A 15,780-nucleotide genomic window follows, 5' to 3' on the forward strand; every position below is an offset into this window, starting at 1 on the left:
ATACTCGAACCTCTTCGTTCCGGGGGCGATGAAGGCAGGCACGACCAGCCTTGCCGCCGCGCTCGACCAGCACCCGCAAATCGCGCTCCACCCCTTCAAGGAGCCGATGTATTTCGCCCAGACCCCCGCATCGCGCGAAAAGCTCTATGAACTGCTCAGTCCCGATGGCGAAAGCTATGATCGGGTCACGCCGCACAACTCGATCAGCTATGTCGATCTGGAAACCTACCTGTCCGGTTTTGCCGGGGCACAAGACGCTCGGTACCGGCTGGATGCCAGCACGATGTACCTGCAATCGCCCGACGCGATAGCGCTTGCCCGCGCGGCGTCGCCCGATGCCCGTTTCATCGCCGTACTGCGCGATCCCTACGCCCGCGCCTATTCCGCCTATCAGTATCAACGCTCGCGGATGCGCGAGCCGGCAGCGACTTTCGCCGAAGCAATCGCCCACGAACGCTCCGGCGCGCGTGACACGTGGATGTACGGCTGGCGGTATGTCTTCTCGAGCCTCTATTTCGAACAGGTGGCGCGATTGTTCGCCGAGGTGCCCGAGGCCGAGCGATTGGTGGTGTTCTTCGAAGACCTGGTCGGTGCAGGCGGGCTCGATCCGGTGTTTCGGTTCCTCGGCCTGCCGTCGCACGACATCGGCATGGTGTTCGAGAACGAGACGGTGCTGCTTGAAGGGACCGCCGCGCGCGCTGCGGCCCGGCTTACGCACAACCAGCGGCTCGGGCGCGTGGTGCGCGGTGTCCTGCCCGCATCGGCGGTGGCATCGGTGCGCTCGGCGGTCGCTGTCGCGCGCAAGTTCGTCTACCGGTCCGGCACCCGGCCAGCGCCGATGACATCCGCGGACCGGGCCTTGATGAGCGATCTCGTCGAACCCGATCTGGACCGTCTGGAACGGCTCCTTGATCGCGACCTTTCGGCCTGGCGTTTCCATGCACGCAACCGCGTAACTTCCTAAGACAGCAGCGAAAGAAACGCGGCGACCAGGTGGCCGTTAACCATCTTCGTTCAGCGTATCCGGCGTGAGCCACCCGTGACCTTTGTCGCCCTCAGGGGCGAGGATATGGGGGCGGCGTAAGGCAAATTTTAAGGTTGCAAGGTAGGCGAGGTTTAAACCCTTCGTGCGAAAAGGGCCGGGCGTTCTGCATGATGCGGGCGCTGTGGGCGGCAGGTTTCGCACCGGGGAGGGAACAGTGCAGACTGACGCATCGCCCTTCGCGATCGCCGCCTCCGCGCCGATCCCCGAACTCGTCACACCGGGCCACGTGCTGACCGTGATGCTGGCGATCGGGTTCGTCGGCGCTCTTGTGCTGGCGTGCGGTATCTTCAGGGCTTTTCGCGAGGTCAATCGCAAGCGCAAGGCGCTCGATGAGGCGAACCGGCAATTACTCCACGCCTCGCGCCACGACAGTCTCACCGGGCTGGTCGAGCGGGGTCACTTCCGCGAACGGTTCGAGGAATTGCTGTCCGAAGTTCATGGCGGTTCGCGCCCGGGCATCGCGCTGATGCTGATCGATCTCGATTTCTTCAAGAAGATCAACGATGCGCACGGCCACCGCGCCGGGGACGCGGTGCTGGTCGATGTTGCCCGGCGATTCCGCGAAGTGGTCGGTCCGGCCAACATCGTCGGACGGCTGGGCGGTGACGAGTTCGCCGTGATCGTCGCGGATGCGGCCGACGATGCCGCGGCCAAGAAGCTGGCCGACCGGCTGATCGCGCGGGTCAAGATGCCGTTCGTGGTCAACGCCGAGGAATTGTGCATCGGCGCCTCGATCGGGATCGTCATCGCTGCGGCAGGAGCGCCGGGCGCTTCCGCGCTCACCAGCAATGCCGACCTTGCGCTTTACGAGGCCAAGCGGCGGGGGCGGGGCACCAGCGTCGTCTATCGCCCCGAGATGCGCGCGGCCATCGAGGAACGCGAACTGCTCGAAGGCGATCTGTCGCTGGCCTTGCAGCACGGGCAGCTCGGCCTGTGTTATCAGCCGATCGTTGGCGCGGGCGATGAAGCGATCGTCTGCCGTGAGGCGCTGGTGCGGTGGCATCATCCGGTCCGCGGTCTGCTTTATCCCGATCTGTTCATCCCGCTGGCGGAAAGTCGCCAGATCATCCAGCAGATCGGGGCTTGGGTGCTGCGCGAGGCCTGCACCGAGGCGGCCCGGTGGGACGACACGATTTGCCTGTCGCTGAATATCTCGACCGTGCAGCTGCTCGATCCGGCGTTCCTCAAAAGCGTGGTCGAGGCTTTGGCATCGAGCGGGCTGCCTGCCGACCGGTTGATGCTCGAATTCGACGAGACGATCTTCGCCGGCATCGACGACAGCTTGTTCGCGCTGCTGCAAAGCCTGCACGTTCTGGGGGTAAAGCTGGTGCTCGACCATTTCGGGCGCGGCTCCTCCTCGCTCAGCTATCTGGAACGGCTCAACCTTTCCGCGGTCAAAATCCATCGCGAATTCGTGCAGGCAGCCTCTGCCGGGTCGCCGCGCAGCGCCGCAATCGTCGATGCGATCGTCTCGCTCGCCCGCTCGCTCGACCTGACCGTGACGGCCGAAGGCGTCGAAACCGCGCAGCATGCGGACGCTATGCGCGCCGCCGGCTGCACTCATTTGCAAGGATATCACTTCGGCCGGCCGGAAGCGATCGGTGGCGCAGCCGATCCGCGGGTGCAGGTGGCGCAGCGTGCGAGGCGTTGACGCCTCATTCCGGCAGCGCCTTCGGACGATAGCCGTTGCATGGGTGTTGATCGAAGGGATCACCTGCGGCTAGGCGTCGACGTTCCATCAGCTTCAGGGCAAGCAATCTTTGACTGACAACACAAGCAGGCTCCCCCTTCGCGACGGGTTGAGCTGGTGGTCTCTTGCCGGGCTCGTTCTCGGCCTTGGCTTTTTCGTCCTCAGCGCCCTTTCGGCCTATTCGAACGTGCAGAATATCCGCGCGAGCGAGACGCGCATCCGCAACACGCACGAGGTACTGACCACGCTCGATGATCTTATGATCCAGGTGCTCGATGCCGAAACCGGCAAGCGCGGCTATCACCTGACCGGCGACGAGCAATTCCTGAGGCCCTATGAGGACGGTTCCGCCGCTGCCCGGCGCAGCCTCGCGAAACTCGAAAATCACACCCGCAACGATCCTGCCCAGCACGAAAAATACATCGAGCTGAGGACCGCAATCCAGCGTAAGCTCGATCAGTTGTCCGTGGGGGTCGCGGCCCTGCGCGCCGGAGACATGCAGGAGGCCGATCGCCTCGTCGATGCACAAACCAGCCTCGAGACGATGGCGCAGGTGCGCAGCCGGATCGAGGAGATGACCGAGACCGAACTCGGCATCCGTGCCAACCGGGTTGCCGAACATGCCGCCGCCTCGCGCGCTACGGTCACCGGCGCGGTCGGGGCGAGCGTCATCGGCGCCGTCCTGGCGATCGCTATCTTCCTGCTCCTGCTCCGCACGGCCCGCAGCCAGCATCGTCGCCGCTGGCTCGAGACTGCGCAAGTCGACCTTGCCCATGCCATGATCGGCGACCAGTCGCTGCAACAGCTTTCCGCCACCATCCTCCAGTTCTTTGCCGATCGGACGGGGTGCTCCGCAGGCGCGATCTTCAAGGGCGAGGGCGGCGTGTTCAAGCGCACGGCAACCCTGGGCGTGCCGGCTGACGCCCCTGTTCCGACGTCTTTCGCCGTTGGAGAAGGGCTGCTCGGCAAGGCGGCGGCGGATGGCCAGGCGATCGTCCTCAATGATGTGCCCGAAGGATATCTGACGATCGGTTCCGCACTCGGCCGCGATTCTCCGCGCCATCTGGTGATCATGCCGGCCGAAACCGAAGAGACCGTCAATGCAGTGATCGAGCTCGGCTTCTTCGAACCCGTTCAGCCGCGCGTCCTCGATCTTCTGGAACAGACGCGCAGCGCGATCGGCGTAAGCTTGCGCTCGGCCCGGTTTCGCGCCCGTTTGCAGGATGCGCTGGAGGAAACCCAGCGCCAAGCGGGCGAACTGCAGGCGCAGAGCGAGGAATTGCGGGTCTCGAACGAGGAACTGGAAGAGCAGGGCGCCGCTCTCAAGGAATCGCAGGCGCGCCTGGAATTGCAGCAGGTCGAGCTCGAACAGACCAACAGTCAGCTCGAGGAACAGGCGCAGACGCTCGAAAATCAGCGTGACGAGCTGGGCCGGGCAGCGGCGAACCTGACCCTCAAGGCGCGCGAACTGGAACAGGCGAGCCAGTACAAGTCGGATTTTCTCGCCAACATGAGCCACGAATTGCGCACGCCGCTCAATTCGCTGCTCATCCTGTCGAAACTGCTGGGCGACAACCCGGACGGCAATTTGTCGGACGAGCAGGTGCGCTTTGCCCAAACCATCGAATCCTCGGGCAACGACCTGCTGACGCTGATCAACGACATTCTCGACCTTTCGAAGATCGAGGCCGGTCATGTCGAGATCGTGCCGGCTCCGGTATCGACCGAGCGGGTGGCGAGCGACATGCGCAAGCTGTTCGAACCGGTGGCGCGCGAGCGCGGCCTTGCGTTCGAGGTCACGCTGGCACCCGGCCTCGAACCGACCATCGAGACCGATCGCGTACGGCTCGAACAGATCCTGAAGAACCTGCTTTCCAACGCGCTCAAGTTCACCGAGCAGGGAAGCGTGCAGCTCGAACTTGCCCCGGCCCCCGACGACAGCATCGCGATCGCGGTCCGCGATACCGGGATCGGCATTTCGGACGAACAGCGCGATCTCATCTTCGAGGCGTTCCGGCAGGCTGACGGGACGATCAGCCGCAGGTTCGGCGGGACCGGGCTCGGCCTGTCGATCACACGCGAACTGGTGCGCCTGCTGGGCGGGACGATCCGTCTCGAAAGCGAATTGGGATCGGGCAGCAGCTTCATCGTCACTCTCCCGGTCGTGTACGACCCGGCCCGCGTGGGCGAGCGTGAGACCGCGCCCGCACGGGCCGGCGATAACGCTGACCTTCCGGCGCGCGCTGCCCATGGCGAGGGCAGGTCGGCCGGCACCGCCCGGCCCCGCGTCCCGGGGGAACTCCACGCGATTGCCGATGATCGCGACGCCCTCAACGAGGGCAAGCGCCTGCTCCTGGTAATCGAGGACGACCCGACCTTTGCCCGGATCCTGTGCGAACTGTCCCGCGAACTGGGGTTCCAGTGCATTATCGCCGGCACCGCGCAGGAGGCGATCGAGCTGGCGACGAGCTATCGGCCGCACGCCATCGTGCTCGACATCGGGCTGCCCGACCATTCCGGCCTCACCGTGCTGGACCAGCTGAAGCAGCAGCACGAGACGCGGCATATCCCGATCCACGTCGTTTCGGGCGAAGAGAAGAGCCAGACCGCGCTCGAACTGGGTGCTGTCGGGTTCCTCGAAAAGCCCGCCAAGCGCGAGGAGCTGGCCAGCGTTCTCGCCAAGCTGCAGGCCAAGTTCACATCGCGCATGCGGCGGGTGCTGGTGGTCGAGGACGACGCCGTACAGCGCGAGGCGGTGTGTTCGCTGCTTCGTTCGCGGGACGTGGAAACCGTCGGCGTGGGAACCGCGGCCGATTGCCTCGAGGAACTCGGCACCGGCGAATACGATTGCATGGTGCTCGACCTGTCGCTGCCCGACGCTTCGGGCTTCACCTTGCTCGAAACCCTCAGCCAGAAGGGCGAGGGCAGCTTTCCCCCGGTCATCGTCTATACGGGCCGCGACCTGTCGGCAGATGAGGAGCAGCGGCTCCAGCGGTATTCCAGTTCGATCATCATCAAGGGCGCAAAATCGCCCGAGCGCCTGCTCGACGAGGTTTCGCTGTTCCTGCATCAGGTCGTCGCCGACCTGCCTGCGGAACAACGCCGCATGATCGAGAAGGCGCGCCACCGCGACGCCGCGATCGAGGGCAAGCGCATCCTCATCGTCGAGGACGATGTGCGCAACGTCTACTCTCTGACCAGCGTTCTCGAACCGCGCGGGGCGCTGACGCAGATCGCCCGCAACGGGCAGGAGGCACTCGACGCGCTGGAAGCGGCAGAAAGCGATCCCGACAAGCGCATCGACCTCGTCCTCATGGACGTGATGATGCCGGTGATGGACGGCCTTGCCGCCGCCCGCAAGATCCGTGCGAACGAGGCGTGGAGCAAGCTGCCGATCCTGATGCTGACGGCCAAGGCCATGCCCGACGATCAGCGCAAGTGCCTCGAGGCAGGCGCCAACGATTACATGGCCAAGCCCATCGACGTCGACAAGCTGCTGTCGCTGGTGCGCGTCTGGATGCCCCGCTGATGGGCAACCGGGTCGAGGATATCGAGATCGAACTTCTGCTGGATGCGCTCTACCAGCATTACCACTACGATTTTCGCCATTATGCCCGCGCTTCGATCAAGCGGCGGCTGGCGCAGGCCCGCCAACGGCTGGGCTTCGACAGCATATCGGCGATGCAATCCGCGGTGCTGCATGACGAGACGATGCTGCCGGTCCTGCTCGACTGGTTGACCGTGCAGGTCAGCGAGATGTTTCGCGATCCGTCCTACTACCGGGCCCTGCGCGAGAAGGTGGTGCCGCATCTCAGGACCTACCCGTCGCTGAAGGTCTGGGTGGCCGGTTGCAGCGAAGGGGAGGAACTCTATTCCCTCGCCATCCTGTTCCGCGAGGAGGGGCTGGGCGACAAGACCATGTTCTACGCCACCGATATCAACCCCGCGGCGTTGAACGCGGCACAGGCGGGCGTCTATCCGCTCGACAGGATCCGGCAGTTCACCGAAAACCATCAGCAATCGGGCGGCCGGACTTCGCTGTCCGATTACTATACCGCGGCTTACGGACGGGCGGTCTTCGATGCATCCTTGCGCAAACAGACGGTGTTTTCCGACCACAGTCTCGTCACCGACGCCGCTTTCGGTGAAATGCACCTGATTTCATGCCGCAACGTGCTGATCTATTTTGATCGGCCGTTGCAGGATCGTGCGGTTGCATTGTTCGGCGAATCGCTGGTCCGGCGGGGCTTTCTCGGTCTCGGTTCCAAGGAAAGTCTGCGCTTTTCCGCCCATGCGGATGCCTTTCGCGAGTTCGACCGGGAAGAAAAGATCTACCGAAAGATGGCCGCATGAGCGCCGCTGCCATCGTCATCGGCGCATCGGCGGGCGGGGTGCAGGCGCTTTCCGCCATCCTCGGCGCCTTGCCCGCGAATTACCCGCTGCCGGTCCTGGTCGTCATCCACATTCCGCCGCGCAAGGACAATGCGCTGATCCAGCTGTTCGGGCAAAAATGCGCGCTGCCGGTCAAGGAAGCCGAGGACAAGGAGCCGCTCGTTCCCGGAACGATCTATTTCGCTCCGCCCGACTACCACCTGCTGATCGAGACGCCCGATGCGCTCGCCCTGTCGGCTGACGAGCCGGTCAACCATTCGCGCCCGGCGATCGATGTCCTGTTCGAAACCGCCGCCGATGTGTTCGGGCCGGCGCTGACCGCGATCGTCCTGACCGGCGCCAATGATGACGGTGCTCGCGGATTGCAACTGGTCGGCGAGGCCGGCGGGACGACGATCGTCCAGGATCCCGCCAGTGCCGAGGTCGCGACGATGCCCGCCGCCGCACTGGCCGCGGCCCCGGGTGCGCTGGTCATGGATCTTCAGCAAATTGTAACGCACCTCACGTCAACGAGCGCCCGATGACCGCATCTGCCGATCCCATCCGGTTCCTGCTGGTTGACGACCTGCCCGAAAACCTCCTTGCCCTCGAAGCCTTGCTGAAACGCGAAGGGCTGGTCTGCGATACCGCACGCACCGGCGAGGATGCGCTGGAACTGATGCTGCGGCACGAATATGCACTCGCGCTGCTCGATGTGCAGATGCCGGGAATGGACGGGTTCGAACTGGCCGAATTCATGCGGGCCAACGAACGCTCGCGCCATATCCCGATCATCTTCGTCACTGCCGGCACGGGCGATGCCAGCCGGCGCTTTCGCGGGTACGAGGCCGGTGCCGTCGATTTCATCCAGAAGCCGATCGAGGCGGACGTGCTGCGCTCCAAGGCGAGCGTGTTCCTCGACCTTTACGAGCAGCGTCGCCGCGTCGCCGCGCAGCGCGACGAGTTGGCCCGGCTCGGTGGGCGCCTGCAAGCCGCGGATCAGCAGAAGAACCGTTTTCTTGCGGTGCTGGGCCACGAATTGCGCAACCCGATCATGAGCCTTTATGCCGGGCTGCGCCTCTTCGACCGCGGGAGCGACAAGTTCGGCGTCGACGAACTGCGCTCGCACATGCAGCGCAGTCTCGACCACATGAGCCGTCTGATCGACGATCTGCTCGACATCGCGCGGATCGAGCAGGGCAAGATCTCGCTGCGCAAGGAGCGGGTCGACCTCGCAGAGCGGGTTTCCTTCGCGCTCGAGATCCTGCGGCCGGGGATCGAGCAGGCGGGCCATGTCGTCACGGTCGAAGGGCCGGCAGAGCCGATCATGCTGGACGCCGATCCGGCGCGGCTGAAACAGATCATCAGCAATCTTGTCGGTAATGCGGTCAAATATACGCCAGAGCCGGGCGAGATCCAGATTGCGACGGGAACCGAGGGGCGCTGGGCGGTGATCACCGTCGCCGACAGCGGCATCGGCATCCCCGCGGCAGAGCAGGAGCGCATCTTCCAGATTTTCGAACAGGTCGAAAACGGCACCGGCGTCGTCGGCGACGGGCTGGGCATCGGGCTGGCGTTGGTGAAGCAGCTCGTCGAATTGCATGACGGGCAGGTCAGGCTGGTCAGCAGCACGCCGGGCGAAGGCAGCACCTTCGAGGCTCGCCTTCCGCTCTCGACCGCGGGCTGAGGCTGCCTCGGGGTTCCCGGCACGTCACGCCTGCGGTTCGATCGGGAGATGGCCCGAGAGGTTCAAAATGTGGCTCTGGCCCCTGTCTTTGCGGAGCGCGAAAACCGCAGAAAACCGACGGTTAGTTGGTCGGGGAGAGAGGATTCGAACCTCCGGCCCCTGCCTCCCGAAGACAGTGCTCTACCAGGCTGAGCTACTCCCCGACCGGCGCGACCCGCGGCGTTTCGAAACGCTGCGAGGGCGAGGCAGGCGCGGCCTATAGGTGTGGATTGCCGGCCATGCAAGCGGGCAATTTCCGCGCCCGCGGCCTAAGGCTGCGGCGTGACCCAGATGCATTACGAACAGCAATATCTCGATCTCATGGCCCGCATCTGGGCCGAGGGCGAGGAACGGATCGATCGCACCGGGATCGGCACCCGCGCGGTGTTCGGGGCCATGCTGCGGTTCGATCTTGCGGGCGGGGCCATGCCCCTTGTCACGACCAAGCGGGTATACTGGAAAACCGCCACCCGCGAACTTCTGTGGTTCCTTAGCGGAGAGACGAACATCCGCCCGCTGGTTCTGCAAGGCGTCAGGATCTGGAACGAATGGCCCCATGCCCGCTATGTCCGGGAAACGGGCGACGAGCTGCCGCTCGACACCTTCGTTCGCCGGATCGCGGAAGATGAGGGCTTTGCCGCGCGCTGGGGCGAGCTTGGCCCGGTCTATGGCAAGCAGTGGGTCGACTGGCCGACCTACCGCTATCGCCCCGACGGGTTGTACGAGAAAGGTGCCGGGATCAACCAGGTGGCCGAGGTGGTCACCTCGTTGCGCGACAATCCGGGCAGCCGCCGGCATATCATCGAGGGCTGGAACGTCGCCGAGCTTGAACGGATGGCCCTGCCGCCCTGTCACAAGACCTACCAGTTCCATGTCGCGGGCGGGCGGTTGTCGTGCTTGCTCTATCAGCGCAGCTGCGATGTCGCGCTCGGTCTGCCGTTCAACCTGTGGTCGGCGGCCCTGCTGACCCGGATGATCGCGCAGCAGGTGGACCTCGAGCCAGGCGAGCTGGTGTGGAGCGGGGGCGACACCCACCTTTACCTCAACCACCGTCACCTGGTCGAGGAACAGCTTTCCCGCGCACCTCGCGGCCACCCCCGGCTGGACATTCTGCGGCGCCCTCCAACCGTGTTTGACTACCGGATTGAGGATTTCGCAGTTCGCGACTACACCCCCCACGCCCCGCTCAGTGCGCCGGTGGCGGTGTGACGCCGCCGGCGGCTTGACCGTCTAAAGGGCGCGAAATAAAATAACGCAGCAATGCAAGATTGCGTCTGGAGAGAGTTTATGGCCGAGACAGGCCCCGGCAGTGGCGACGGGCAGGGAATGCAAGGGGGCAACCGCCCCGGACTGGCGTTGCACGTGCCCGAACCGCGCTTCCGCCCGGGCGACAAGGTCGACTTCTCGCACATCGCCGTTCCCCCCGCCGGCACCCAGCCGCGCCCCGATGAAACCGCCGCGCCGGCCGAGATGCACGATCTGGCCTATGGTCTGGTGAGGGTGCTGGGCGAGGATCATCGGGCCCACGGTCCGTGGGACCCCAAGCTCGACGCCGATACCCTGCGCGCCATGCTCGGTCACATGGCGCTGACCCGCGCCTTCGACGAGCGGATGTTCCGCGGGCAGCGGCAGGGCAAGACCAGCTTCTACATGAAGTGCACCGGCGAGGAGGCGACCAGCGTGGCCGCCTCGATGGCGCTGGCGGCGGACGACATGGTGTTCCCGAGCTATCGCCAGCAGGGCATCCTGATTCAGCGCGGGTATCCGCTGATCGAGATGATGAACCAGATCTACTCGAACCGGGGCGACAAGCTTAAGGGCCGCCAGCTGCCGATCATGTATTCGAGCCGCGAGCACAGCTTCTTCACCATCAGCGGCAATCTGGCGACCCAGACTCCGCAGGCGGTGGGCTGGGCGATGGCCAGCGCGATCAAGGGCGACAGCCGGATCGCCGCCACCTGGGTGGGCGAGGGCAGCACGGCAGAGGGCGATTTCCACGCCGCCTGCACCTTTGCCACTGTCTATAATGCGCCGGTCATCCTCAACGTGGTCAACAACCAGTGGGCCATCAGCAGCTTCTCGGGCTTCGCCGGGGCCGAGCGGACGACCTTCGCTGCCCGGGCGCTGGGCTATGGCCTCGCCGGGCTGCGGGTAGACGGCAACGATCCGCTGGCGTGCTATGCCGCCGAACGCTGGGCCGCCAACCGCGCCCGCGCCAACGCCGGGCCGACGTTGATCGAGTTCTTCACCTACCGTGCCGAAGGGCATTCCACCTCCGACGATCCCAGCGGCTATCGCAGCGCGCAGGAACGCGAGGAATGGCCGCTGGGCGATCCCGTCATGCGCCTGAAGAACCACCTCATCGCGCTCGGCGAATGGGACGAGGACCGGCAGGAGCGCATGGACCTCGAAGCGGCGGAGAAGGTCAAGGCGGTCACCAAGGAAGCCGAGGCCAACGGGATCCTCGGCCACGGGCTCCACCACCCGTTCCACACCATGTTCGAGGACGTCTTCGAGGAATTGCCCTGGCACCTCCAGGAGCAGGCGGCGCAGGCCATCCGCGAACGCGAGATCAAGTTTCCCGAAGGGCTGCCCAACGCATGAGCGAGATCGAAGCCAAGGACGCGCCCGCGAACGCCGCCGAAACCGGCGCCGGAGCCCAGGCCGAACGGCGCCTCAACATGATCGAGGCCATCAACGACGCGCTCGACGTGTCGATGGCACGCGACGACAGCGTCGTCGTCATGGGCGAAGACGTGGGCTATTTCGGCGGGGTGTTCCGGTGCACCGCCGGGCTCCAGCAGAAATACGGCAAGACCCGCGTGTTCGACACGCCGATCAGCGAATGCGGGATCATCGCCGCGGCGGTCGGGATGGGGGCCTATGGGCTGCGGCCCGTGCCCGAAATCCAGTTCGCCGACTATATCTATCCCGGGTTCGATCAGCTGGTCAGCGAGGCGGCGCGACTGCGTTATCGTTCGGCCGGTGAGTTCATCTCGCCGATGACCGTCCGGTCACCCTTCGGCGGCGGCATTTTCGGCGGGCAGACCCATAGCCAGAGCCCGGAGGCGATCTTCACCCATGTCGCCGGCCTGAAGACGGTAGTTCCCTCGACCCCGTACGACGCCAAGGGCCTGCTGATCGCGGCGATCGAGGACGACGATCCGGTGATCTTCTTCGAACCCAAGCGGATCTACAACGGACCGTTCTCGGGCTATTACGACCAGCCGGTGCAGCCGTGGAAGAAGTTCGACGCCAGCCTGGTGCCCGAGGGGCATTACACCATCCCCCTTGGCAAGGCACGGCGCGTGACCGAGGGCGAGGACCTGACGATCCTTGCCTATGGCACGATGGTCCACGTGACCGAGGCGGTATGCAAGGCACGGGGCGTATCCGCCGATCTGCTCGACCTGCGGACGCTCGTGCCGCTCGACATCGAGGCGATCGAGGAAAGCGTGCGCAAGACGGGACGCTGCCTGATCGTCCACGAGGCGACCCGCACCAGCGGGTTCGGCGCCGAACTGTCGGCGCTTGTAACCGAACGCTGCTTCTATGATCTCGAAGCCCCGGTGGAGAGGGTAACCGGGTTCGACACGCCCTATCCGCACAGCCTCGAATGGGCCTATTTCCCCGGCCCCATCCGCATCGGCGATGCACTCGACAAGATTTTGCAGGATTGATCCCGATGACCAAGTTCACCTTCAATATGCCCGATATCGGTGAAGGCATCGCCGAGGCGGAAATCGTCCAGTGGCACAAGCAGGTCGGCGACATCGTGCGCGAAGACGAGGAATTCGTCGACATGATGACCGACAAGGCGACCGTGCCGATGGAAAGCCCGGTGACCGGCAAGATCCTCGAGATTGCCGGCGAGGAAGGTGACATGGTCGCCATCGGTTCGATGCTGGTCGTGATCGAGATCGAGGGCGAGGGCACAAACGACGGCACGGGCGACGAGGAGACGCGCGCGGACGAGGTTGCGCCTGTCGAAGCGGCTCCGGCACCCAGGGATGACGAGGTCGCGACCCGGATCGAGGCAGAGAACCCCGATGCCGGCGATGCGGACAAGGTGATTGCGGCCGCAGGACAGGATAGCCTTCGTGCAGAACCTGCCGCAGCGCCGCCTCCTTCCGGGACTGCAAAATCAAGCGGCGACCCTTCGACAGGCTCAGGACAAACGCGTGAGGGCAAGGTTCTCGCCTCTCCTGCAGTGCGCAAGCGGGCGAAGGAACTTGGCGTCGATCTCGCCGAGGTCCGCCCCGCAGGCGATGGCCGCGTGCGTCACGGCGACCTCGACCAGTTCCTGTCGTACAATGCCCGCTATGCCGGCTCGGCCCCGCGCCGCCCCGACGAGGAGCGCAAGGTCATCGGCATGCGCCGCCGCATTGCCGAGAACATGGCCGCGTCGAAGCGCAACATCCCCCACTTCTCCTATGTCGAGGAGGTGGATGTCACTGATCTGGAGGCTCTGCGCGCGCAGCTCAACGCCAATCGCGGCGAGCGGCCGAAGCTGACCATCCTGCCGCTGCTGATCAGCGCGATCTGCAAGACCTTGCCCGACTTCCCCATGATCAATGCGCGCTACGACGACGAGGCGGGGGTCGTCACCCGTCACGGCGCGGTCAACATGGGCATGGCGGCGCAGACCGACGCCGGGCTGATGGTGCCGGTCATCAAGAATGCGCAAGGCATGAACCCGTGGCAGCTCGCCAACGAGATAACGCGGCTGGCAGACGATGCGCGCAAGGGCACTGCGAAGAAGGAAGACATGGAGGGCGGCACCCTTACCGTCACCTCGCTCGGCCCGCTCGGCGGGGTGGCGACGACGCCGGTGATCAACCGCCCGGAAGTCGCCATCATCGGCCCCAACCGCATAATCGAGCGGCCGATGTACGTCAGCGACGGTGCCGGCGGCGAACGGATCGAGAAGCGCAAGCTGATGAACATCTCGATCAGCTGCGATCACCGGGTGGTGGATGGTTACGACGCGGCAAGCTTCGTCCAGGCGCTCAAGAACCTGCTCGAGACGCCGGCCCTGATCCTGGTCGCGTGACCGTTCGGGCGCCTTGATTTGCCGGGTCGAAAAAGGACCAGAAAGGCCGGAAAACCGCATTGACAGGATTTCAGCCGCGGCCTAGTAGCGCGGCTCCCAAGAGGCGCTGACGCGCGAATGCGCGGGTGTAGCTCAGTTGGTTAGAGTATCGGCCTGTCACGCCGAGGGTCGCGGGTTCAAGTCCCGTCACTCGCGCCACTTGGGACCTTTCTTATCGCTACTCCCCGCTGGCCGGGCGCTTCAGCGCCAGTTGCCGGTTTCCATCCAGCGCAGGTAGCGCTTGAGGGGGAGCAGCCAGCTCAGCCCCAGCACCAGATAGACCCCCGCCTGCAAGAGGCCGGGCCAGCCGCCGATCACCTCGGGCACATAGCGCGCGATCACCAGTCCATAGGCCAGCAGCGCCAGCAGCAGCGCGAGCAGGCCGATCGGGATGCGCCAGGTGGGTTCGGTCCTCATGCGAAGGGTCCATAGATGCGTGTCGGGGTGACGACCGCGTCGAGCGGATGGTCATGCGCCTCGGTCGGCAAGGTACCGACCAGCTGGCAATCCCATGCCAGCCCGATGGCCCGCGCACCCGGGTTGGCGGCGAACCAGCGGTCGTAGTGACCGCCGCCCTGGCCAAGGCGCTGGCCTTCGGCGGTGAAACCCACCAGCGGGACGATCAGCACCTCGGGCGTCGCCACCGGGGCATCGGCTGCCGGTTGCAGCAGTCCGAAGGGTCCAATCTCGAGATCGCATTCTTCGAACGGATCGACAAAGGCGGCAAAATGCATCGGCGCGGCGCGGTGTTCGAACCGGGGCAGCGACAGCGCATGGCCCCGTTCGAAGAAGAACCGCGCGTAGGAGGCCGGCGGCGCCTCCATCGGGCCGGCGCGGTAGAGCCCGATCCGCGCCCCTTCGGGCACCAGTTCGAGCAGCGGGGCCGGGGGGCGGTGGAAGACCAGCGCCTGCATCGACGGGGGCAGCGCGGCGACGTGCTCGCGCCGGCGCATCCTCAGTTCCTTGCGCAGTGCGTCCTTGTCCAGCGTGCCATTCCCGTGCCGTGAAAGATGTGGCGGAACCACCATGGGTCGGTGCCTTGAAATCCTCTGACGCCAGACACGTCAGGTGGGCGCCGTATGCCCCAGGTCCCAGGTTCCATTCCGAAGAATGCAGGGGCCTGGTTGCCGGAGCAGGGACAACTCCCAAGGATTGCTTATAGCCTCAGGGATTTTCGATCGGCTCGTGCCGGGCAGTCCCGCCGCGTTCTATCTAGGCGTCCGGCGCCCGCCCCTCAAGAGCGGTGGCCGCATTTTCGAGTGCCGCCGCAACCCGCTCGAGCGTGGCGGCAAGCTCGTCGGCGTCATATGAGGCGGGCGCGGGGGGCGGCGCAGGTTGCGGCGCAGCCTTTCGTGCTTCGTCGATCTCGTCGGCGAGGAAGATCGCGGCGAACAGCAACGCGCGCGCCTCGTTCGCCGGCACGCCCGATTCCATCGCCCTGATCTTCTCGTCGACCCGGGCGGCGAGTTCGCGCACCCGCTCTTCCTCGCCGTCCCCGCAGGCGAGAGTATAGAACCTGCCGCCGACCTTGAGGCGAACGTCGCTCATCCCCCGATCTCCGCGATCAGTTCGTCGATCCGGGCGATGCTTTCGCCGATCGCCGCGCGCAAGGTCTCGTTCTGACGCACGAGTTCAGCGTCGCCCGAGCCAGAGTCTGCATCGGTCCAGCGCCCGGCTTGCCGCTCAATTCGCGCGGCGGCGCGTTCGATCCGATCGATCGCCTGATTGATCCGGGGGTCGCTCATCGGGTGTGCCGGTTACCAAGTTTGTCGCCCGATGCAAAGGCTTATGGCGACCAGTTCACAGCCGTTGCGCACCGGGCCGTTCCGGGCACGCGGCTTGACCTTGCAGCGGCC

At 65.2% G+C, this 15,780-nt stretch carries 14 protein-coding genes and 2 tRNA genes; 11 read left to right on the top strand and 5 right to left on the bottom strand.

Annotation, left to right across the window (positions count from 1 at the left end):
• The 6 genes from ACHFFA_RS00305 to ACHFFA_RS00330 form a co-directional block, all read left to right on the top strand.
• The coding region (locus tag ACHFFA_RS00305; protein WP_394268842.1) for a sulfotransferase family protein at nucleotides 1-964 on the top strand (964 nt) is incomplete at its 5' end.
• A gap of 235 nt (nucleotides 965-1,199) precedes the next feature.
• On the top strand, nucleotides 1,200-2,696 hold the full coding sequence (locus ACHFFA_RS00310; RefSeq protein WP_394268843.1) for a putative bifunctional diguanylate cyclase/phosphodiesterase: 1,497 nt from the start codon (nucleotides 1,200-1,202) through the stop codon (nucleotides 2,694-2,696).
• Nucleotides 2,697-2,844: 148 nt separating this feature from the next.
• A complete protein-coding gene (locus ACHFFA_RS00315) occupies nucleotides 2,845-6,264 on the top strand; it encodes a response regulator (protein ID WP_394268844.1) in 3,420 nt (1,139 codons plus the stop codon).
• Nucleotides 6,264-7,088: a CheR family methyltransferase gene (locus tag ACHFFA_RS00320; protein WP_394268845.1), complete on the top strand. Its 825-nt coding sequence runs from the start codon at nucleotides 6,264-6,266 to the stop codon at nucleotides 7,086-7,088. The genes ACHFFA_RS00315 and ACHFFA_RS00320 overlap by 1 nt, the downstream gene beginning before the upstream one ends.
• Nucleotides 7,085-7,651 carry a chemotaxis protein CheB gene (locus ACHFFA_RS00325; RefSeq protein ID WP_394268846.1) on the top strand — a complete coding sequence of 189 codons (567 nt, stop codon included), beginning with the start codon at nucleotides 7,085-7,087 and terminating at the stop codon, nucleotides 7,649-7,651. The genes ACHFFA_RS00320 and ACHFFA_RS00325 overlap by 4 nt, the downstream gene beginning before the upstream one ends.
• Nucleotides 7,648-8,793 carry a hybrid sensor histidine kinase/response regulator gene (locus tag ACHFFA_RS00330; protein WP_394268847.1) on the top strand — a complete coding sequence of 382 codons (1,146 nt, stop codon included), beginning with the start codon at nucleotides 7,648-7,650 and terminating at the stop codon, nucleotides 8,791-8,793. Before ACHFFA_RS00325 ends, ACHFFA_RS00330 begins: the two co-directional genes overlap by 4 nt.
• Before the next feature lie 126 nt (nucleotides 8,794-8,919).
• Here ACHFFA_RS00330 and ACHFFA_RS00335 read toward each other — a convergent pair.
• A tRNA-Pro gene (locus tag ACHFFA_RS00335) sits at nucleotides 8,920-8,996 on the bottom strand.
• Nucleotides 8,997-9,123: 127 nt separating this feature from the next.
• Here ACHFFA_RS00335 and ACHFFA_RS00340 point away from each other — a divergent pair.
• From ACHFFA_RS00340 to ACHFFA_RS00360, 5 genes are all read left to right on the top strand, one after another.
• Complete coding sequence (locus ACHFFA_RS00340; protein WP_394268960.1) at nucleotides 9,124-10,041, top strand: thymidylate synthase; 918 nt, start codon at nucleotides 9,124-9,126, stop codon at nucleotides 10,039-10,041.
• A 78-nt stretch (nucleotides 10,042-10,119) separates the two neighbouring features.
• Nucleotides 10,120-11,436, top strand: coding sequence for a 3-methyl-2-oxobutanoate dehydrogenase (2-methylpropanoyl-transferring) subunit alpha (locus ACHFFA_RS00345; protein WP_394268848.1), 1,317 nt, complete (start codon nucleotides 10,120-10,122; stop codon nucleotides 11,434-11,436).
• Nucleotides 11,433-12,512 carry an alpha-ketoacid dehydrogenase subunit beta gene (locus ACHFFA_RS00350; RefSeq protein ID WP_394268849.1) on the top strand — a complete coding sequence of 360 codons (1,080 nt, stop codon included), beginning with the start codon at nucleotides 11,433-11,435 and terminating at the stop codon, nucleotides 12,510-12,512. Before ACHFFA_RS00345 ends, ACHFFA_RS00350 begins: the two co-directional genes overlap by 4 nt.
• A 5-nt stretch (nucleotides 12,513-12,517) precedes the next feature.
• Nucleotides 12,518-13,885, top strand: coding sequence for a dihydrolipoamide acetyltransferase family protein (locus ACHFFA_RS00355; protein WP_394268850.1), 1,368 nt, complete (start codon nucleotides 12,518-12,520; stop codon nucleotides 13,883-13,885).
• A 121-nt stretch (nucleotides 13,886-14,006) separates the two neighbouring features.
• Nucleotides 14,007-14,083: transfer RNA gene (locus tag ACHFFA_RS00360), tRNA-Asp, on the top strand.
• A 42-nt stretch (nucleotides 14,084-14,125) separates the two neighbouring features.
• Here ACHFFA_RS00360 and ACHFFA_RS00365 read toward each other — a convergent pair.
• The 4 genes from ACHFFA_RS00365 to ACHFFA_RS00380 form a co-directional block, all read right to left on the bottom strand.
• The gene (locus ACHFFA_RS00365; RefSeq protein ID WP_394268851.1) at nucleotides 14,126-14,341 is read right to left on the bottom strand and encodes a DUF2842 domain-containing protein; all 216 of its coding nucleotides are present in this window, start codon (nucleotides 14,339-14,341) and stop codon (nucleotides 14,126-14,128) included.
• Complete coding sequence (locus ACHFFA_RS00370) at nucleotides 14,338-14,952, bottom strand: 5-formyltetrahydrofolate cyclo-ligase (RefSeq protein WP_394268852.1); 615 nt, start codon at nucleotides 14,950-14,952, stop codon at nucleotides 14,338-14,340. The genes ACHFFA_RS00365 and ACHFFA_RS00370 overlap by 4 nt, the downstream gene beginning before the upstream one ends.
• Nucleotides 14,953-15,136: 184 nt before the next feature.
• Nucleotides 15,137-15,472, bottom strand: coding sequence for a cell division protein ZapA (locus ACHFFA_RS00375; protein ID WP_394268853.1), 336 nt, complete (start codon nucleotides 15,470-15,472; stop codon nucleotides 15,137-15,139).
• A complete protein-coding gene (locus ACHFFA_RS00380) occupies nucleotides 15,469-15,669 on the bottom strand; it encodes a hypothetical protein (RefSeq protein ID WP_394268854.1) in 201 nt (66 codons plus the stop codon). The genes ACHFFA_RS00375 and ACHFFA_RS00380 overlap by 4 nt, the downstream gene beginning before the upstream one ends.
• Nucleotides 15,670-15,780: the final 111 nt, after the last annotated feature.

It is taken from the genome of Qipengyuania sp., from assembly GCF_043423005.1.
Classification (GTDB): domain Bacteria; phylum Pseudomonadota; class Alphaproteobacteria; order Sphingomonadales; family Sphingomonadaceae; genus Qipengyuania.